Source organism: Pseudarthrobacter sp. NPDC058329 (genome assembly GCF_042879835.1).
In the GTDB taxonomy this organism is placed as follows: Bacteria; Actinomycetota; Actinomycetes; order Actinomycetales; family Micrococcaceae; genus Arthrobacter.
This window is the reverse complement of sequence record NZ_JBHVZR010000005.1, coordinates 254,340-272,312: the sequence shown is the minus strand read 5'-3', so window position 1 is coordinate 272,312 and position 17,973 is coordinate 254,340. Positions and strand designations below refer to the sequence as shown.

Genomic DNA, 17,973 nt, shown 5'->3' with positions numbered 1-17,973 from the left:
CTTTGCTGCTGCAGTCGCGGGGGTGCCGGGTGGCAATGGGCGGAGGAGAGGTGATCGTGCATCGGATGCAATAATCACTGTTCAGCTTTACATAATCATTATTATCGGCGTTCAAAGTACGGGAGTGGAAGTGGATGCGAGAACTCCCGTCCCATGACGAAACCGGCGTTTTCGTCCCCATTAGCCAGCCTCTGAATATGTGGACGATCCCGGGGGCCAGCTCGGCCGGCCGGTGATGGCATCGACCTTGAAACCCTCGGACCCCAAAGCCTGCGCGTCAAAAAGACACAAGTGAGCGGTCCAATGGCAAAACTTGCCGTGGACCGCTCACTCTTGCCGTTCGGACAACTAGTACCTAAAGATCAGAAGGCAGGGTTGTTGTTGGGGGCCTCGTAGGCGACTTCTTTGGCGCTCAAGCCGTAGGGCTTGGCGGCGTCGTAGCCGAACAGGGTCGTGGTCTGGGGAAGGCGCCGTGATTCGACAGGACCGAAAGCCACATCACCCTGGAGGCCTTGGTAGCTGACGGAATCGAGCTGGTTGACCGCGTTGCGCAGGCCATCTCCGCTGAGATCGCCAAGCTCGATCGCCTTCTTCAATATCGCGTGCGCAGTGATTCCCTGGATGTAGCCATACACCATCTGCATGGTCGCCGGTTTGCCCTTGAGCTGCGAGGTGAGGTTCTTGATGCCTTCGACAGAAGTGTCGTCGAGGTTGGCTCCCGGGCCGGTCAACAGGAAGTTCTTGCTGAGATAGTCCGCGATTGGTGACGTACGGAAGGAGTCTGCTATCGCATAGAATTCCGCGATCCAGGTCGCTTTAAAATCCAGCTGGGTGGCAGCGGCGACCAGATTCGGGGTGAGGTTCGCGGCACCACCAAACACAACGACCTCACAGCCATCGTTCTTCAGGGACTGGACCTGTGCCGTAAAGGAAGCATCAAGTGGTGCGAAATGAGCTGTCGCCCCCGGCTTGAAGCCGAACTTTTCGCCTGCGTAGTTAAGGGCCTCCACCCTAGCCTTCCCTGACTGCTCGTCTTGAACCATCGCGCAGAATCGGGTGTCTTTGCTGGCTTCACCTTTTTCGATCAAGTGAGAGATGGCATTGAAGACGTTCGTTTGATAGGAGGTGAAGTTGGCAGCGAGCCCAGGCTCCTTGACGAACTTCGCGCTCTGGCCGCTTGGAATAGCGAGAGATTCTGACTGATTAAGAATCGGCAGAAGGGCGTCCGTTGAAGCGTCCCCCAGAATACCGGACAGCATGACAGACTTGTCCTTTATTCCCTGGTAAGCCTGGACCGCGAGCTGGGGGTTGTACTGGTTGTCTGCCGGGACCAATTTGACGGTGTAACCCTCGATACCGCCGGCAGCATTGACTGCCGACCAGTAGGCTTCCTGACCGACGATCTGCTCTGAGGCCGTAGCGCTGATTGGACCGGACAACGCGGTGATCACACCAAGCGAAATTGTCTTGGCTGCGGGGTCAAATCCCGGCACTGCCTTCAAAGTACCCGGCGTGGCCGTTCCAGACGGTGATGATGATTGGACAGCGCAGGCCGGCAGTGCGGTCATGATGGCACCGATTGTGAGACCCGCGGCCAAGAGCCGACGTAAGTCAGTTTTCTTCATTGAACTGCCCTTCGTTTTTGTTATGCAAAAGTAGAATCGACAAAATTGAGTTAGTTCTTTCGACGGCGAAAAAATCCTATGAGTCCGTCTCTGCGGTTCAAAAGGAAGACCACGATCAGGACCCCATAGATAATCAGGCTAAGGTCCGCGCTAGACAGCCCTGTGGTGTCTCCCGCGCCGGCCATGAACGGGAGATAGCTTGCCAAGTACTCGGTTATGACAGGGATAAAACCCACGAATAGCGCTCCCAGAACTGGACCCCAGATACTCGCCAACCCGCCGATTACGATGATGGCGAGATACTGGATTGAGAGTTCCAAGCTAAAGTTTTCAGGGCGGATGTACTGCAGGTTGACCGCCAGAAGGCCTCCGGCCATGCCTGCGATTAGCGCTGAGGTCACGAAGGCGTTGGTGAGGGTGCGGAACATGTTGACGCCCAGGACTTCTGCCGCGAGGTCGTGATCTCGTACCGCCTGCATGGCACGGCCGGAGCGACTGCGTACAACGTTGGCCACGAGCAGCAACACGACACCGAGCAGCGAGTAGAACAATAAGAAGAGGCCTTGTTCCCGCGTGAACGCGAGCGGGCCGAGTTCAAGCTTGGCGAAGTCGATCGGTCCTATCGCCACTGAGGCTGTGACGACAGTACCGTTGAACCCGCCTGTGATATGTGGAATGTTTCGGGCAACATAGAGGCCAATGAAGACTAGGGCCAGCGTGACGATGGCGAAGTATGGTCCTTTGAGCCGGAGAGCAAAGGGGGCGATCATTGCACCGACCAGGCCAGCAAGAATCGCAGATATAGGCAGCCAGAGCAGGAACGGCAGGCCCAACGTCCCACCGAAATATTGGGCGGAGAAGGCTCCGACGCCCACGAAGAATGCATGGCCGAGGGAAATCTGGCCTGCATACCCAGTGAGGAGATTCAGGCCCGTCGCGGCGATGGCAGCGATGGCGGCCGTGTTAAATATGGTCAGCAAGTAGGCGTCAGCTGTGTTCGTCGGAATGACGATGATTGTGACCACAAACAATGCGAGCCAAATCTTCTTAGCTGGAGTCCCAAACAGCTTCGGAGGGCCCTGCTGAGAGCCGACATGATTATCGGGTTTAGTCATGGTTGTCATGCTCGCCTCACTCGCTTGGATCCAAATAGCCCGGTCGGCCGCACCAGCATGATAATGACGAGCACGAGGTAGGGCACTACGTCGGCGAATCCGGACCCAAGCCGGTCACCGATCATAGTCACTGAGAACTGTTGAACAATTCCGATTATGAGCCCGCCGATGACTGCGCCAAGCGGCGAGTCCAGACCTCCCAAGATAATGACGGGGAGGGCCAGTAGCGCGTAATGCTCGAGTCCTGGGCGGACGCCGCCGCCGACCGTGGTGGCCAGCATCGTTCCGGCGAAGGCGCCAAGTGCTCCCGCCAATGCCCAGGAAAGTCCGAACACGAAACGCGTGCTAACGCCTTGAGCGAGGGCCGCTTCACTGTCCATGGCAGTCGCTCGCAGGAGGAGTCCGAACTTTGAATAACGAAAGAAGAGGAAGAATGCCAAGACCAGGATTCCGGTCGCAATAATGAGATAGAGGTCCCTCTGGGTGATCGCAACTGGGCCTAGACGGAGGACATCAAGCCCCCAAGGGTCGTGCAGGTTTAGCTGGAACGGACCCCAGATGGCGGTAATGATCGGCGGAGCGATGATCGCGAGCCCGAAGGTAACGAGCAACGAGGTGAATAGGTCTGTTGAGATGCGGTGAACAACGAAGGCCTCGATCAGGATGGACAGCGCGGCGCAGACGATCATGGAAAGTATCAGTGCCAGGAAGAACGGCACACCTGCCGTAGTAAAGGAATAAGTTACATAGGCGCCAAGTAGAACGAAAACGCCCTGCGCGAGGTTCAGCACACCTGAGGCGCGGATGATTACGACGAAGCCGAGCGCTATGACTGCGTACAAGCACCCCAGGGCGGTGCCGGATGTGAGGGTCTGCAAAATGTCGTTCATCGTGTGGTGGCCTCACTGTCAGGGACGAGACTGGCCATCGAGGTATCCTCGGGTTTGTTTTCCACGGGATCACCGAGGTAGGCGCTGACGACGCGCGGGTCGGCAATGGCGATCGAAGGATCCTCACAGCAGATCACTTCACCGAAATCGAGCACCAGTGCTCGGTCGGCGAGGCGGGTGACGAGCGCCATGTCATGCTCGATCATTAGTACGGACAAGCTCAATTCCTTCTTCGCTGTGACGATCCATGATGAAAGTTCATCGGTCTCTTCGTCGTTCATTCCCGCAGCGGGCTCGTCCAACAGGATGAGCTTGGGGCGCATAGCCAGCGCACGGCCGAACTCGATGCGTTTCTTGATCCCGTAAGGCAGATCGCCGACCGGTTTGTTCAGATACCTGCCGAGATCCAGAAGCTCGATGAGAGGTTCACAGACCGCGCGGGCTTCCCTCTCTTCATTTCGTGCTCGTCCGAACCAGACGGAGCCCGACGCGACTCCGGATTTTAGGAGGTGGTGGCGCCCCAGGACGATGTTGTCGAGCACGTCCATGTGCTCAAAAAGAGCCAGATTCTGAAATGTACGGGCGATACCCAGTCCGGCAAGGGCCGATGGTCTGCGGTTCAGGAGCTTCTGTCCAGCGAAGGAGACTTCACCGGACGTCGCTTTGTAGAGTCGGCTGAGAATGTTCAGCAGGGAGGTTTTTCCCGCACCATTCGGACCGATGACAGCAAAGAACTCATTTTCCCTCATAGCGAAAGACACGTTTTTTAGAATTTGCAGACCGCCGATGGTCAGATGGAGGTTTTTCACATCCAGGATGAGATCCGCGTTGCCAGTCACAATGTGGCCTCCTGTTCGTGGTCGACGCCAAGTAGGCGGTTGCTGAGTTTCGGGTCTGCTTGGAGTTCCATCGCAGTACCTTCCTGGGCAATTCGTCCACCGCTCAGGATGTAGCCCCGGTCGGAAACGGACAGAGCCATGTTCGCGTTCTGTTCAATGAGAAGGACGCTGGCTCCTGTCGAACGGATAGCCTGCACCGTTTCGCCGATGATGCGGACGAACTTCGGCGAGAGGCCGAGCGTTGGCTCGTCGAGGATAAGTAGTTTGGGTGATTGCATTAAGGCTCGACCGACCGCGAGCATTTGCTGCTCGCCGCCGGAGAGATATCCGGCAACCTGACCGCGGCGCTCGGCGAGCCGCGGAAAAAGTTCAAAAACCCACTCCTGTTGGCGGCTGAGCTCAGGGGATTTCCGACGCGTTGCCGCACCTGTGTCGAGGTTCTCCTGAACGGTGAGTTCGGCGAAAATGCGCCGGCCCTCCATGGACTGACTCACACCTGCCTTGATGATTTGGCGTGGGGACTGACCCGTGATCTCTGCGCCGAAGGCCGAAATTCGGCCTTCGACGATCGCACCGCCGCTCTGAGAGATCAGTCCTGTCACCGAGCGAGCCAATGTCGTCTTTCCCGCACCGTTCAGTCCCATTAACGTGACGACTTCGGCTTGGTGGACAACCAGGGAGACGGTGTTAAGAGCCAAGTTTGTTCGTCCGTAGCGCACCGTGAGGTCCGTGATCTCCAAAGCTGGTGCCTCTGTGGGGACGAGCGAGTTGTTTTTCATATTGCTGGTCCTCCTCGACCGTGCAATAGAGCGCATCGCGCTCTATGTAGACACTATTGTTACCAATCCATTGGACAATAACAAGAGATTTTGGGGATTGGTTTGTAACTCTGCATGTGTTGCCGCCGGGAGACCTACCGGCCGGTATCGTCCAACGGGAACAAGAGCCTACTTTCAGGCTGAAAGCCGTCGGCGTCTTGATGGAGGTTGCACAAGGTGCCTAATGCGTCTGCCCCGGCGCTTGATCAGCTGGCAGTGTTGGCCGGTGCGGTTACAGGGGGTCAATCTGGCTCGTGGATTTTGGTTGGCGCCCCGGCCCTGGTGCCCCGGCGAATGCCTGGGCGATATCGAGCCACTCGTCGGCTTCGGCGCCCTTCGCGAACAATTCACAGTCATCGCGATGTCGTCTGCGCGTTACTAAAAGCGAGAAGTCCCATGCACTACCGGTTACACGCTGCGGCGACGATTCTGGCCCCCACTGCCACGTCGTACCGTCGGGCGCAATTAAAGATACGTGAACCGGATCGGAAGGCGGGTTTAGCCCATGGACCGTGTAGGAGTACTTACGCGCGACAACCCCTAGATGCGCTACATGACGTATACGAGAGGTGCGCGCTCGGCTGATACCGAGTGAGTCAGCTATGTCTTGTCCGTGAGCCCAAACCTCCATCACACGGGACGAGGCTGCCGTCATCGCTGACATGGAAGGTCCGAACCATGGGATACGGGATCGACCTTCGAGATCCGCTAAGGCTTTATCAAGCTGGGTTCTGGATCGCGTCCATCCCGTCAGGACTTCTCGGCTGTACTCGTCGGTCCCGATTTTGAACACATCGACGGCCGGTTCGGTGCTGTAGTCGGCAGCCTGCATCCTGAACGTGGCGGGATCGCGGATTGCCTCCAGCATGTGCGTTTCCGTCTCCATCAGATGAGAAATTTGATGACTAATCGTCCATCCCGGAGACGGGGTAAGGGTGCCCCAGGCCGATCCGGGGAGTGGTTCCAAAAGGCGCTGCAAATCAAGAGCTTCAGCCACAAGATCGGCACAGACAGCATCAAAATCGGATTCGCTAGCCACGATTCGTTCCGTCAGCTTCCGCTACGAGTTGGCGTTTGAGGATCTTTCCGCTCCCGCTTTGGGGCATGGACGCGACGAATTCAAAGGTCTGCGGAACCTTATACCTAGCGAGGCGATTCTGGCACCAGGACCGGAGTTCGTCAGCTGTACATTCGACCTGGGCGGCTCGAACTATGAAAGCCTTACCGACCTCACCCCATCGCTCGTCAGGCGTTCCCACAACGGCCGCCAGTGCCACGGCCGGGTGCTGGTAAAGCACGTTTTCGATCTCAGCGGGATAGACATTTTCCGCGCCCGAAATGAACATGTCCTTCCATCGGTCTACAAGGTGGAAACATCCATGTTCGTCGCGGAAGGCTGCATCGCCGGACCGGTACCAGCCCTCTTCGTTAATCTGCTCGGCCGTAGCTTCCGGCTTTTCCCAGTAACCCAAGGTGAGCATGGGCCCCCTGATCCACAGTTCGCCGACTACACCGTCTGGCGCCGGGGAACCATCTTGGTGAACGATGCGGCATTGGGTATGGATTGACGGGATGCCGGTCGCCCCCTCTGCCTCGCACCGCCCGGCCGGCGGCCGGGCAATGACAGTTGACCCGGCTTCCGTAGCACCATATGCAGTAATGATGGTCCAGCCCTTTTCCTCCCACTTGGCCACCAGAGCGGAAGGGATGGGGGAACCTCCAACGGTGGTAATGACGGGCCGAAAATTAGCCGTGTCAAAGATCGTTGTGGAGGACATCATCTGCAGGACCGCACTTGGCGCCGCGAAATGTGTGATCCCAGCTTCTGGCTGGAGGAGTAGGTCGAGCGTAGCGTCAGCGTTAAAGGAACGCATCAAGAAGACCGTGCCTCCTCGCTGAAGTGTTGGGTTCGCGTAGGCGTTCATTCCGGCCACGTGGAACGGCGGAAGGATGCTCAGGGAGTTCGTATTCTCATTGATGCTTCCGGCGTATGCAGAATTTTCGATGTCCGCGGTGACCGACCCTAACGAATGAACAACGCCCTTCGGCACACCTGTCGTGCCAGAAGTGTAGATAATAACCCAAGGTGTTGCGGGATCAGCGGCTGCCGGTGAATGCTCAGGCGCCTCTCTGATGAAGTCCTCGTAGTCATTTTCAGGGTCGCCCCAATGGCGCGAACGGATATCTGGCATTCCCTCGAGGATGTGCTCAGCAAGCGGGCGCAGGTCCGAGCTAAAGAAGAGGAAGGAGGGCCTGAAGTCCTCGCAGATTGCCATGATTTCAACGGGGTTTAGTCGCCAATTAAGCGGCACGACCACAGCGCCGAGCATGGCGCACGCGTAGATCACCTCGAAGGAGTGCGGGCTGTTGTGGGACACGACCGCTATCCTGTCCCCTTTGGTAATTCCTTGGTTAGCAAGCGCTGACGCCGTTTGCAGTACTCTTCGCCGCAACGCGGCATACGAAATGACGGTGCCCGCTTCGACATCAATCAGTGCTGGCTTGTCGGGGTTGCGGGCGGCTTGATAAGCAATCCACGGGACTGGCGTGGGCCTGGGTTCGAAAATCGACATTGAATTTCACATTCTTTTTTCTGTAGATGTTGCAGCTCGAGCGTCAGCAGCACTTCGACATGTCTATAACTCGGTAGCCTTTTTGTCAACGATTTTGTAATTTCTGGTTGCCATGGGCACAGTGTCAGCTTCCAACCGAGGATAAAAGCCCGCGTGGTGCCGCCATTGGTCCCTGCATAACGAATGACGGCAGCTATCACCCTGCCCAGCTGCCGATGGATTTGGATAAATGCGCTCTTCGACCAAAACAAGACAGACCGCGCCCTGGATCGAATTCAGAATGTGGTTCCTGTAGAGAAGAACTAGTCGTGCGTTCGGCGGGTACGCCCTCCAGCTTGCCGAGGCTCCAACCAGACTTCACAGTCCTCATCCTCAGAAATAAGGACTCTGTCGTGTATCCCCTGAGGAAGCTAGAGCGGCTGTAGATACCTTGGGTTAGACAAAGCATCGATTATCCGGGTGGTCACCTCGTCTATACCGCCGATACCGTCCACCTGGATGAGGACCTCGCGCTCCGTGTACTTTGCCACGACGGCCTCGGTCTGCTCGTGGTACAGGTTAAGGCGGTGGCGGATGACGGCCACATTGTCATCGCTCCGACCCGTAACTTCTGCGCGGCCCAGCAGGCGGGACACCAGTTCCTCATCGTCGGCAATCAGTTGCAGGACGACGTCGAGCTTCTCTTCGTCCCCGGCGAGGATCTCATCGAGGTAGTCCACTTGCGCGACGGTGCGGGGATAGCCGTCCAGAAGGAAGCCGCTTTGGACGTCAGACTCGCTGAGCCGGTCGCGCACCATCTTGTTCGTGACGCTGTCCGGAACGAAGTCGCCGGCGTCCATGTAGTTCTTGGCTTCAACGCCCAGCGGCGTCTCGCCCTTGACGTTTGCACGAAAGATATCGCCAGTGGAGATCGCAACAACGCCGAGGCGCTCCGAGATCCGCTCCGCCTGCGTTCCTTTTCCAGAACCGGGAGGTCCGATAATCAACAATCTAGGCATTATGAAGCCTTTCGGGGTTGTCCATCTGCACGATGGCATTTATTCCGGATCTGGATGGGGGTCCGTGGAGCCAGTGACTTGTATGCCGTAGTGGGTCGTCGCCGGAAACATCGGCCAGTTCAAAAGGAACGGCGGCCCCAAAAAGCACGCCTCTTCCCCATCAAGGATTCGATCATGTTTATGGTCCGGCAGGTAGCTGAGTCAGCGTGCTCTACTCAGCTTCGCTGGCCTGTGGGCCCGCTGCCGGCCTCAAGAGTGGTTAACTCTCCTTGATCATCAAGGTATCGCCTCTACACCGTGTCGTCAACAGAATTGTCAACTATCATACCCTTGTATTTCGCGCACTCAGCATTGATTCCCGGGCATGAGACTGTCAATGCCCGGCATGCTCCTGCCTGGGGACCAGCAGGCGGGTCCGTGACCAGAAGGTCCATGCAACCAGGCCCCAAGCCATGTCCCGCGCTAGACTGCCCGACCTACCGCCGCGGGGATGCGTGAAGGATGAAGCGTGTGGCCTAGTCTGGTTGAATGTCGGGCTCGCGTTGGACCATTGGACCGGAGGAATTCCGAAAGCTGTTTGAGCGGCCCGATCCGGCGCAGGTTGCCAATATTCCAGTTAGACTCCGCCTGCTGACGCAGATATACGGACGCGTCGCCGACGAGGCCCTCGCAGGGTTCGGCCTCACGCTTTCTCGGTACACCGTTCTTGACGCCTTAAGTTCGCACCCTGGGATATCGGGGGCGGGCTTGGCCGACCTGACCTCCCAAACCCCGCAGTCCCTCAACGGCATGGTTGCCAGCCTCCTGGACGGCGGTCTGGTCCATAGGAAACAGGCCGTCGGCCGCGCGAAGCTGCACTACCTGACGCCCCAAGGAACCGCCGTCGTCAACGAAGCCCAAGTCGCACTGACGGACCTACATCGGCGTACATTCTCGGCCTTCGACAGTCAGCGGATCGAACGTCTGGTCAAGGACCTGGAAGATCTCTCGGCGTCGTTTCTCTTGGAGCGGCGGCCTGGACGCCAAAAGTGACGGAGTCCTTGCCAAGCGGGGACTGGCGCTTCCCCAGCCTCACGGCACTGAAGTCTCATCCAGGTGAATCCAGAGCTGCGTTAGCAGTTTTCACCTCCCGGGCCTCCGTCGGCCACCGAGGAGGCGTGCGACCGTGCCGTTCAGCGATTGTCCACCCCTCCCGACGTTCTCCGGGCACCTACCCTAATGCTGGTGTATATCAGGATCCTGATACAGTGGGTAAACCGCAGCCTCGATGCTGCTCTTAGTCCCCAACTAGATAGGCAGGATGTTTCCGTGGCGAAGCTTTATGCGGCTCCGGCTCCCTCCCTGATCGCCGTACCAATGCAGAAGGGCGTCGTTGCCACGTTGGCGTTTGCGGGCTTTTTGGCATCTCTTATGCAGGCACTCATCGTTCCCCTTATGCCAGGACTTCCGCGGCTCTTGAACGCAACACCTAGCGAAACGACCTGGGTTGTGACTTCCACCCTGCTGTCAGGTGCGGTCGGTAGCGTCATCCTTGGGCGCCTCGGCGACACTTACGGCAAAAAACGCATGCTGGTTCTTAGCCTTACGTGCTTGATTGTCGGATCAATAATCGGAGCTCTTGCCACGTCCGCTGGACTGCTTATTTTGGCGCGAAGCCTCCAAGGTGTCGCAATGGCGGTAGTGCCTGTGGGGATCAGCGCCCTCCGAGATGTCGTCGCGGGCAACCAGCTCATCAAAAGTATTGCTGCCCTCGGCGCGATGGTCGTTGTTGGTGGATCGCTGGGCTTGTCCCTGGCAGCCTGCGCGGCGCAGTTCTTCGAATGGCAGTGGCTGTTCTGGGGCAGTGCGTTTCTGGGCTCGATGGCTCTTATTGCCGTCTCCTACAAGGTGCCGTCGATCCCTTCGGCTGATCATGGCCATTTGGACGTACTGGGCGTTCTTGGTTTGGCAGCCGGAGTCGTCGGGCTGCTTGTGGGCATCAGCAACGGGAACGCATGGGGCTGGGCCTCACCAGTGACTCTGTTCCTTCTAGTCGGTTCTTGTTGTGTTCTATTCTTTTGGGGTCTGCACGAAGTCCGCCAGGCCGAACCACTCATCGACCTGCACGTTGCCTCGCGCAGGCCAGTGTTCTTTACCAATCTCGCTACGGTCATGGTTGGCATAGGCATGTACGGAATGATCCTGGCCCTGCCACAACTAATTCAACTTCCCGCCTCCACGGGCGTGGGTCTGGGGCAATCCATACTTACTGCGGGTCTTTGCATGGCGCCCGGAGGCATCGCATGCTTGCTTCTTACTGCTGTCGCCGCTCGAATGACGAATCGGCATGGGCCGAGATTTTCGATGGTCCTTGGAGCCTTGCTAATGGCGGGCGGTTACGGGGTCTTGATTGCCGCTCATGATCACCTGTGGCAGCTTATTGTGTCGAATGTCGTTACAAGCGCCGGGGTCAGTCTTTGCTTTGTTGCCGCTCCTGCTCTGCTTCTGCGCCACGTGGAGGGAAGCGTTATGGGCCAGGCTAATGGCTTGAATAATCTCGCACGATCACTCGGCACCACCATCTCCAGCGCTGTTACAGCCGCGATTCTCGCGGGAATGAGTGTCACGCAAGGATTGGCTGCCTTTCCCAGCGAAGATGCGTTTCATGCAGTGTTCTTGGTATCGGGGAGTGCCGCAGTATTGATTTGTGTCTTTATGGGACTCGCCGGCCGAGTACGGCATGAGTAGCGGAGTTGCAGCTCAAGTCCGGCCTTACCGAGCTCCCGGGCCTCAAACCCACTCGATCACTTGGGTTCCACCGCACGGACTGGGCGATTTACGGTCGGCGCAATTTTGGGTGCATTCCGCCTCATTCCCGTGATTCTGCTAAAGCAACGAGCCGCCCGCCAAGCGCCACAGACATCACCGAGACAAATGTCGCGATGGACCTAGGCGGAATGTCCCTTTCAGGCCCAACTCCTCAAGAGTTAAATGGTTCGGTCGGATAATCTGGATCCGGCTTCGCATCACGGAAGCAAGCGAGAGGTATCAGGCTATGGGACCCGACAAGAAGACGTCCACGGGGCGAACTGGCGCAATTCACAACACCGAGTTCGTGCAGACATCGCACGCTGGTTCCCTTCCCCGCTCCCCCGAACTCCTTGCCGCCAATGCTGCCCAAGCGGCCAATCCTGAGGACTCCACGGCCTTTGAGGCACTCCTCGCGGGTTCCGTGAAGGACATCGTGGCTAGGCAGCTCCAGGCAGGCATCACTCTTCCGAATGACGGCGAGTACGGCCATACGATGTCCAACTCAGTTGACTATGGGGCTTGGTGGAACTACTCGTTTTCGCGGCTTGGTGGCTTGACGCAGGGTGGCGTAGATCGCTGGCAGAGCGACGACAAAGTTCGATCCGAACCAGGGAAGATCCGTCTGACCAGCATGAAAGACCGACGAGACCGGCAACGGTTTGACGAAGCCTACAATGACCCAACATCTTTCATCCTTACGGGCAGAAAGCCCGTGTCCCAGCCCACGATCTCGGGTCCTCTCACGTATGTCGGCCATGGAGCCTTGCAACGCGACATCGAGCACCTAAAGCATGGACTTGCCGACAACGGAGCTGCAACCGGATTTCTGTCCGCGCTCTCTCCGGGTTCTGCCTCCCGTCTGGCGAACGACTACTACGCGACGGATGAGGAACTTGTGTATGCCTGCGCCGACGTTATGCGCGAAGAATATGTGGCGATCGTCGAGGCGGGTCTCACTGTGCAGATTGATGATCCCTCAATCGCCGAGAACTGGGACATGATCAATCCAGAGCCGTCCATAGAGGATTACCTTGCCTTCACCCAGCTGCGTGTCGATGCGCTCAACTATGCGCTCCGCGGACTTCCTCAGGAACAGATCCGGTTCCACCTCTGCTGGGGTTCCTGGCACGGGCCCCACACCACAGATGTGCCGTTCAAGGATATTGCTCAGATGATGCTGTCAATCGACGCCGGCTCCTACTCCTTCGAAGCCGCCAACGTGCGTCATGAACACGAGTGGAAGGTTTGGCGCGAGCTCACTCTTCCCGAGGAGAAGGTCGTGGTGCCAGGCGTGGTATCCCATGCGACCAACGTTGTAGAGCACCCGGAGCTCGTTGCTGACCGCATTGAACGGTTTGCCCGTATCTTGGGGAGAGAGCGTGTGATCGCGTCTACGGACTGTGGGCTTGGCGGGCGTATACATCCGCAAATCGCATGGGCCAAGCTTGAGGCCCTCGCTGAGGGTGCACGGCTGGCAACCCAGCGGCTCTGGGGCTAATGAGGCAACTGCACTCGGCCGTGATGAGTGTGAGCGCGTCGAGAACTTCACGAAGTGGCCCAGCGATGACCAACTGTTCAACCGCGGACCGGCGAAGGAATCAGCGACGTTGACGGTTTTTATCGCCGTGGATGGTCGGGCGGGTGCAGGCACGGCTTCTGTCGCTGTTGAAATGGCAAGGATTCTGCGTAGGCGAAGGTCTGTTTCGATTGTCCATCTGGAGGACTTGTATCCCGGCTGGGACGGCCTCGCCGAAGGAATCAAACGATGTGCTGCGTACGTTCTCGGGCCGCTCCTGATGGGACGGGATGCGGCCTGGCGGGCTTGGAACTGGGAGGCTGGCCAGGAAGGCGAGGAGCGACTGACATCGCCAACTGATGTCGTGATTCTGCAGGGAACGGGGTCAGGATCGGCTGAGCTGCGCCCGCACTGCCACGCGGTTGTATGGGTCAAAGCTCCCCGGGAGCACCATCGTCGGCATACCGCGAAACGCACTTGTGATGCCCACGCCCTCCACTGGAAACGCTGGACGGCCCAAGAAGATGCATGGCTCGCGGTTGATGATGTCGCCTCGGCCGCTGATGTCACGATCACCGCATCCCCGGATCCCAGGGACTCAGTTGAGTCCGCGTCGCTTGCTGTCAGCGCGCTTGCGGAATTGCCTATTCTCCGTAAAGCCTTCGCTTCTGAACGAGATGAGGAAAGTTCAGGGAGCGTGATTTTTCGAAAGCTGACAGCCATACCTGATCCTGAGGGTCTCTTCGCAGGGTTGTTTGGCGGATCACGCTATGCGGCCTGGCTCGACGCATCGAATGCCGGGACGCCAGGGTCAGGGCCACGCAGCCGCTACAGCATTATGGCCGATGACGGCGGCGGCCTCGGCCGCCGCATGTCTCACGTCAACGGGAAGAACGAGGTCGTGTTCGGCCCCGCCACGGCTACCCCAGTCACAGCCCGCTTCAATCAGGCATTCTTCACCTGGCTCAGCGACGAATGGGGCCAGCCCGGTAAGGGAAGGTCAGTATGGGCCATGAAGCCCGAAAGCTTCAGGTGTGATTTTGAGCTTGGTTGGATGGGATATCTCGGCTACGGACTCCAACGCGAATGCGGATATAAGCCGGCAATCACTGAACCTGATGACGATGCGATCCCCGACGCCCAGTTGGTGTTCGCCGCCCGCGCGGTAATACTCGATCATGAAGCGGGCTACGTCTGGCTCTTGGCCCTGGACTGCCCAGATGCCCGGACCTGGCTCGATGACGCGGAGAGCAGGGTGATGGCCGGTCGCCACTTGTCCCACGTCGTCCCCTTAGCAGCGCCAGGCCCGGTCTTCAGGGCGCGAGATTCAGCTGTCGCATACCGTGCGAAGGTCCAGGCAGCCAAGGCTGAAATCGCAAAGGGCAATACCTATGAAGTTTGCCTCACCACTACTCTTGAGGCGACGGTTGCCGCTACTTCGGACTCACCCGCATTCAACCCATGGATGGTATACCGGCGGCTGCGTCGCCGCAGCCCCGCGTCATTTGCTGCATTCGCCCGCTTCGGTGCGCTAGCCATCGCGAGTTCCTCGCCGGAACGCTTCCTTCACATCACCGAGGATGGGTCTCTCCGCGCCGAGCCGATCAAAGGTACACGCCGGCGCTCCCCCGGGGCGCACGCGGATGAGGACGCCCGGACCCGCGCCGAACTCGCCGCCAATCCCAAGGACCGTGCAGAGAACCTCATGATTGTGGACCTGTTGCGGAACGACTTAAGTCACTTCGCCATCCCTGGCTCAGTCTCCGTCTCCCGGCTCTTCGCCGTCGAGAGCTACTCCACCGTCCACCAACTCGTCAGTACGGTCGAAGCCACGCTCCGCCCTGGCGCTTCCCGCGCCCATGTCGTTGCAGCGGCCTTTCCGCCCGGGTCCATGACCGGCGCTCCGAAGATCAGCACCATGGGTATTCTCGAACGTCTGGAAGCAGGACCGCGCGGTGTGTACTCGGGCGCACTCGGTTACTTTTCCCGAAGCGGTGCCGCCGACCTCTCAGTTGTAATTCGCACGCTCGTCATGAACCAGGTTGATGGCGGCACGCAGCTTAGCCTCGGAGTCGGTGGTGCGATTGTCGCCGATTCGACACCCGAGGCGGAACATGACGAGATCCGGACGAAGGCGTTTGCGGTGCTCAGCACCCTAGGGGCGGAGTTTCCTGAGTAGGCGGCTGATAGCGTGCGGTCTACTCTTACCGTCCGAGTATTAGGCTCATCGCCTCGGAACGAGTGGCCGGATCATGCAACTGCCCTCGCACGGCACTTGTCACCGTTTTCGATCCCGGTTTGCGAATGCCGCGCATAGACATGCACAGATGCTCGCATTCGATAACGACGATCACTCCCCGCGGCTTGAGGTGCTCCACAAGCGCCTCGGCGATCTGAGTGGTAAGGCGTTCCTGAACTTGGGGCCGGCGAGCATACAGATCCACCAAGCGGGCGAGTTTACTAAGCCCGGTGACTTTTCCGTCGTGCGACGGGATGTACCCGACATGGGCGAGGCCGTGGAATGGAACCAGATGGTGTTCGCACGTTGAATAGAAGGGGATGTCCTTGACGAGCACAAGCTCCTCGTGATCCAGGTCAAATGTCACACCGAGAACGTCCTCGGCGTTTTGATGCAGACCCGAGAACATCTCTGCGTAGGCCCGCGCCACACGCTTGGGAGTGTCCAACAGTCCTCCGCGGTCAGGATCTTCCCCGACAGCAATCAAAATCTCACGGACAGCCGCCTCAATCCTGCCCAGGTCCATCGCAGGACTGACCTCGGTCAGGACGGCAACATCATCGTCATCGATCACCGCAATATTCCCCATCTTGCTCAAGCCCGCACTTCATAGCCGGAATGCTTGTCAAAAAGCTGCCTGGTCCGGGTGCCCTCAGCGGCAACCCACAGGACGCTGTCGTCCGCGGTGGCCTCCTCGACCATTCCTGTGCAGACATGCTCGCCGGACAGCCAGACTTCAACGCAGTCGCCCACCAGCTGAGACCAAATCGCGTACGGCCTAAGGGCGCGAGTACGGGTCGGCGCCTTCAATAAAGACATAAGAACCACTCCAAAATTTGTTCGTTCGTTTCACCGCGTCGCCAGCGTCGGAATCGACTTCCAACTGAGTGGCCTGAATGGGCTTCAGGAGCAGCGACCTAGATCACAATCAAAGGTCACTGGTCGGAAGAAGTCAACAATAAAGTCAACACTCTTGATAACGCCGTGAATTACTCTTTCCATCCCGAAGCAGCGGGCTACGTCATATGTCCCACACCAAACCGGCCAAGGGACTCATGCCCTTTCAACGCAGGGGAAATAGCTTTGAAAGTGAGCTCGAACACCCTCCAGGCCAAGCAACGTCGCCTAGGGCCCAGAAGCGAATTCTCCGTTGTTTCTCAAGAAAGTGATCCCAATGAGCGTTCAGACTATTCACGAAACGAACACCACAAGCCTTGAATCTGCCATCCAGAGCGCTGGCGGAAACGCCGTAGAACTGCTGCGCAACTCGACCTTCCGGCCTCACACCTTCCCGGTGGCCCCCGAATTCACTAACTGGCGCTCAGAGCAGGCGGCCTGGCGCGACTCCTGCGCGCTGTTGGACCAGTCGCATCACATGACCGACCTGTTCATCACTGGCCCTGACGCCCTCAAGCTCCTGTCCGATTTCGGTGTGAACAGCTTTGCCAACTTCACCCCTGGAAAGGCAAAGCAGTACGTGGCCGTCAACGGGGATGGCTACTTTATCGGCGATGCCATCCTTTTCCACCTGGACGAGAACAGCTTTGACCTCGTGGGACACCACACGGTCATCAACTGGATCCAGTACCAGCTGGAAATTGGCAACTACGATGCCCGCGTAGAGCGCGATGAGAACTCCTTTGTCCGCGGCGCCGACCGCTCCCCCAAGCTTTACCGCTACGAACTTCAGGGCCCGAAAGCCGCCGCACTAGTGGAGAAGCTGACGGGCCATCCTCTGCCCGAGGTCAAGTTCTTCAACATGACCGAGTTCACGATCGCCGGGCACCGTGTCCGTGCGCTGCGGCACGGCATGGCCGGCCAGCCCGGTTTCGAGCTTTTTGGTCCTTGGGACGAAGGACAGGACGTGCTCGACGCCATTCTCACCACTGGTGAAGAGTTTGACCTCGTTCGCGCAGGCGCCAAGGCGTACTCCACTGCCAACCTGGAGTCCGGATGGGTTCCGTCACCGACTCCGGCCATCTTCGGAGCAGCGGAGAAGGAATACCGCGAATGGCTCAGCGTTGACGCGCTTGGTTCCCTTGGAGGAAGCCTGGACTCCTCTGACATTACCGACTACTACGTCACCCCCTACGACCTCGGATACGGGACGGTCGTGAAGTTCGACCACGACTTCCACGGCCGGGCAGCACTGGAGCAGATCGCCGAAAAGCCCCGCAGGAAAAAAGTCACTCTTGTGTGGAACAGCGATGACGTTACCACGGCCATCGGTTCCCTTTACGAACCCGGGACGCCGGCAAAGTACATCGAGATGCCTAAAGCGCGGTACGCCCTCTTCCAGATGGACAAGGTTCTGCACAACGGCCGCGAAGCCGGCATCTCCATGGACCTCGGATACCTGTCAAACCACCATGTCATGGCTTCACTGGCAACCGTCGATCTCGACATCAGTGCGCCCGGCACCGAGGTAACGGTCCTTTGGGGAGAAAACCCCAACTCCCGCAAGCCGGCCGTCGAACTGCACCGTCAGGTGGAGATCCGCGCAACGGTCGCGCCGGTTCCGTTTGTCCAGGAAGTCCGCGACTCCTACCGCAAGTCATAGGAGCTGAACA

15 protein-coding genes are annotated in these 17,973 nt (G+C 58.4%); 5 read left to right on the top strand and 10 right to left on the bottom strand.

Going from position 1 to position 17,973, the window contains the following annotated elements; genetic code table 11:
* Positions 1-362: 362 nt before the first annotated feature.
* The 8 genes from ACFVYC_RS10045 to ACFVYC_RS10010 all read right to left on the bottom strand — a co-directional run bounded on the left by ACFVYC_RS10045 (position 363) and on the right by ACFVYC_RS10010 (position 8,858).
* Complete coding sequence (locus ACFVYC_RS10045) at positions 363-1,625, bottom strand: ABC transporter substrate-binding protein (protein ID WP_387549452.1); 1,263 nt, start codon at positions 1,623-1,625, stop codon at positions 363-365.
* A gap of 50 nt (positions 1,626-1,675) precedes the next feature.
* Positions 1,676-2,740: a branched-chain amino acid ABC transporter permease gene (locus ACFVYC_RS10040; RefSeq protein WP_387549451.1), complete on the bottom strand. Its 1,065-nt coding sequence runs from the start codon at positions 2,738-2,740 to the stop codon at positions 1,676-1,678.
* Positions 2,741-2,745: 5 nt separating this feature from the next.
* Positions 2,746-3,630 (bottom strand): branched-chain amino acid ABC transporter permease, encoded by an 885-nt coding sequence (locus ACFVYC_RS10035; protein WP_387549450.1) that lies wholly within the window; start codon positions 3,628-3,630, stop codon positions 2,746-2,748.
* Complete coding sequence (locus ACFVYC_RS10030) at positions 3,627-4,469, bottom strand: ABC transporter ATP-binding protein (RefSeq protein WP_387549449.1); 843 nt, start codon at positions 4,467-4,469, stop codon at positions 3,627-3,629. Before ACFVYC_RS10030 ends, ACFVYC_RS10035 begins: the two co-directional genes overlap by 4 nt.
* Entirely contained in the window at positions 4,466-5,248 is a 783-nt protein-coding gene (locus ACFVYC_RS10025; RefSeq protein ID WP_387549448.1) for an ABC transporter ATP-binding protein, read from the bottom strand. The genes ACFVYC_RS10030 and ACFVYC_RS10025 overlap by 4 nt, the downstream gene beginning before the upstream one ends.
* A gap of 271 nt (positions 5,249-5,519) precedes the next feature.
* The gene (locus tag ACFVYC_RS10020; protein ID WP_387549447.1) at positions 5,520-6,326 is read right to left on the bottom strand and encodes a TIGR03084 family metal-binding protein; all 807 of its coding nucleotides are present in this window, start codon (positions 6,324-6,326) and stop codon (positions 5,520-5,522) included.
* Positions 6,319-7,860, bottom strand: a complete 1,542-nt coding sequence (locus tag ACFVYC_RS10015) for a class I adenylate-forming enzyme family protein (protein ID WP_387549446.1) — start codon at positions 7,858-7,860, stop codon at positions 6,319-6,321. Before ACFVYC_RS10015 ends, ACFVYC_RS10020 begins: the two co-directional genes overlap by 8 nt.
* Positions 7,861-8,270: 410 nt before the next feature.
* A complete protein-coding gene (locus ACFVYC_RS10010) occupies positions 8,271-8,858 on the bottom strand; it encodes an adenylate kinase (RefSeq protein ID WP_387549445.1) in 588 nt (195 codons plus the stop codon).
* Between the two features lie 528 nt (positions 8,859-9,386).
* Here ACFVYC_RS10010 and ACFVYC_RS10005 point away from each other — a divergent pair.
* From ACFVYC_RS10005 to ACFVYC_RS09990, 4 genes are all read left to right on the top strand, one after another.
* Positions 9,387-9,890 (top strand): MarR family winged helix-turn-helix transcriptional regulator, encoded by a 504-nt coding sequence (locus ACFVYC_RS10005; protein ID WP_387549444.1) that lies wholly within the window; start codon positions 9,387-9,389, stop codon positions 9,888-9,890.
* Positions 9,891-10,082: 192 nt separating this feature from the next.
* On the top strand, positions 10,083-11,585 hold the full coding sequence (locus ACFVYC_RS10000) for an MFS transporter (protein WP_387549443.1): 1,503 nt from the start codon (positions 10,083-10,085) through the stop codon (positions 11,583-11,585).
* A 307-nt stretch (positions 11,586-11,892) separates the two neighbouring features.
* On the top strand, positions 11,893-13,146 hold the full coding sequence (locus ACFVYC_RS09995; RefSeq protein ID WP_387549442.1) for a cobalamin-independent methionine synthase II family protein: 1,254 nt from the start codon (positions 11,893-11,895) through the stop codon (positions 13,144-13,146).
* Positions 13,147-13,255: 109 nt separating this feature from the next.
* The gene (locus ACFVYC_RS09990; RefSeq protein ID WP_387549441.1) at positions 13,256-15,343 is read left to right on the top strand and encodes a chorismate-binding protein; all 2,088 of its coding nucleotides are present in this window, start codon (positions 13,256-13,258) and stop codon (positions 15,341-15,343) included.
* A gap of 25 nt (positions 15,344-15,368) precedes the next feature.
* Here the strand turns inward: ACFVYC_RS09990 and folE are convergent, their stop codons facing one another.
* Together folE and ACFVYC_RS09980 are read right to left on the bottom strand one after the other, a co-directional pair.
* Positions 15,369-15,929 (bottom strand): GTP cyclohydrolase I FolE, encoded by a 561-nt coding sequence (folE, locus tag ACFVYC_RS09985; protein WP_387549459.1) that lies wholly within the window; start codon positions 15,927-15,929, stop codon positions 15,369-15,371.
* A gap of 68 nt (positions 15,930-15,997) precedes the next feature.
* Positions 15,998-16,156, bottom strand: a complete 159-nt coding sequence (locus ACFVYC_RS09980) for a hypothetical protein (protein WP_387549440.1) — start codon at positions 16,154-16,156, stop codon at positions 15,998-16,000.
* Between the two features lie 421 nt (positions 16,157-16,577).
* On the opposite strand from ACFVYC_RS09980, the gene ACFVYC_RS09975 reads away from it, so the two are divergent.
* Positions 16,578-17,963, top strand: coding sequence for an aminomethyl transferase family protein (locus ACFVYC_RS09975; protein ID WP_387549439.1), 1,386 nt, complete (start codon positions 16,578-16,580; stop codon positions 17,961-17,963).
* Positions 17,964-17,973 lie beyond the last annotated feature (10 nt).

Excerpts from the sequence above, each read along its gene's own strand:
- ACFVYC_RS10045 (WP_387549452.1), bottom strand. The coding sequence starts at position 1,625 with ATGAAGAAAACTGACTTACGTCGGCTCTTGGCCGCGGGTCTCACAATC.
- ACFVYC_RS10040 (WP_387549451.1), bottom strand. The coding sequence starts at position 2,740 with ATGACTAAACCCGATAATCATGTCGGCTCTCAGCAGGGCCCTCCGAAG.
- ACFVYC_RS10035 (WP_387549450.1), bottom strand. The coding sequence starts at position 3,630 with ATGAACGACATTTTGCAGACCCTCACATCCGGCACCGCCCTGGGGTGC.
- ACFVYC_RS10025 (WP_387549448.1), bottom strand. The coding sequence starts at position 5,248 with ATGAAAAACAACTCGCTCGTCCCCACAGAGGCACCAGCTTTGGAGATC.
- ACFVYC_RS10015 (WP_387549446.1), bottom strand. The coding sequence starts at position 7,860 with ATGTCGATTTTCGAACCCAGGCCCACGCCAGTCCCGTGGATTGCTTAT.
- ACFVYC_RS10010 (WP_387549445.1), bottom strand. The coding sequence starts at position 8,858 with ATGCCTAGATTGTTGATTATCGGACCTCCCGGTTCTGGAAAAGGAACG.
- ACFVYC_RS10005 (WP_387549444.1), top strand. The coding sequence starts at position 9,387 with ATGTCGGGCTCGCGTTGGACCATTGGACCGGAGGAATTCCGAAAGCTG.
- ACFVYC_RS09995 (WP_387549442.1), top strand. The coding sequence starts at position 11,893 with ATGGGACCCGACAAGAAGACGTCCACGGGGCGAACTGGCGCAATTCAC.
- folE (WP_387549459.1), bottom strand. The coding sequence starts at position 15,929 with ATGGACCTGGGCAGGATTGAGGCGGCTGTCCGTGAGATTTTGATTGCT.
- ACFVYC_RS09975 (WP_387549439.1), top strand. The coding sequence starts at position 16,578 with ATGAGCGTTCAGACTATTCACGAAACGAACACCACAAGCCTTGAATCT.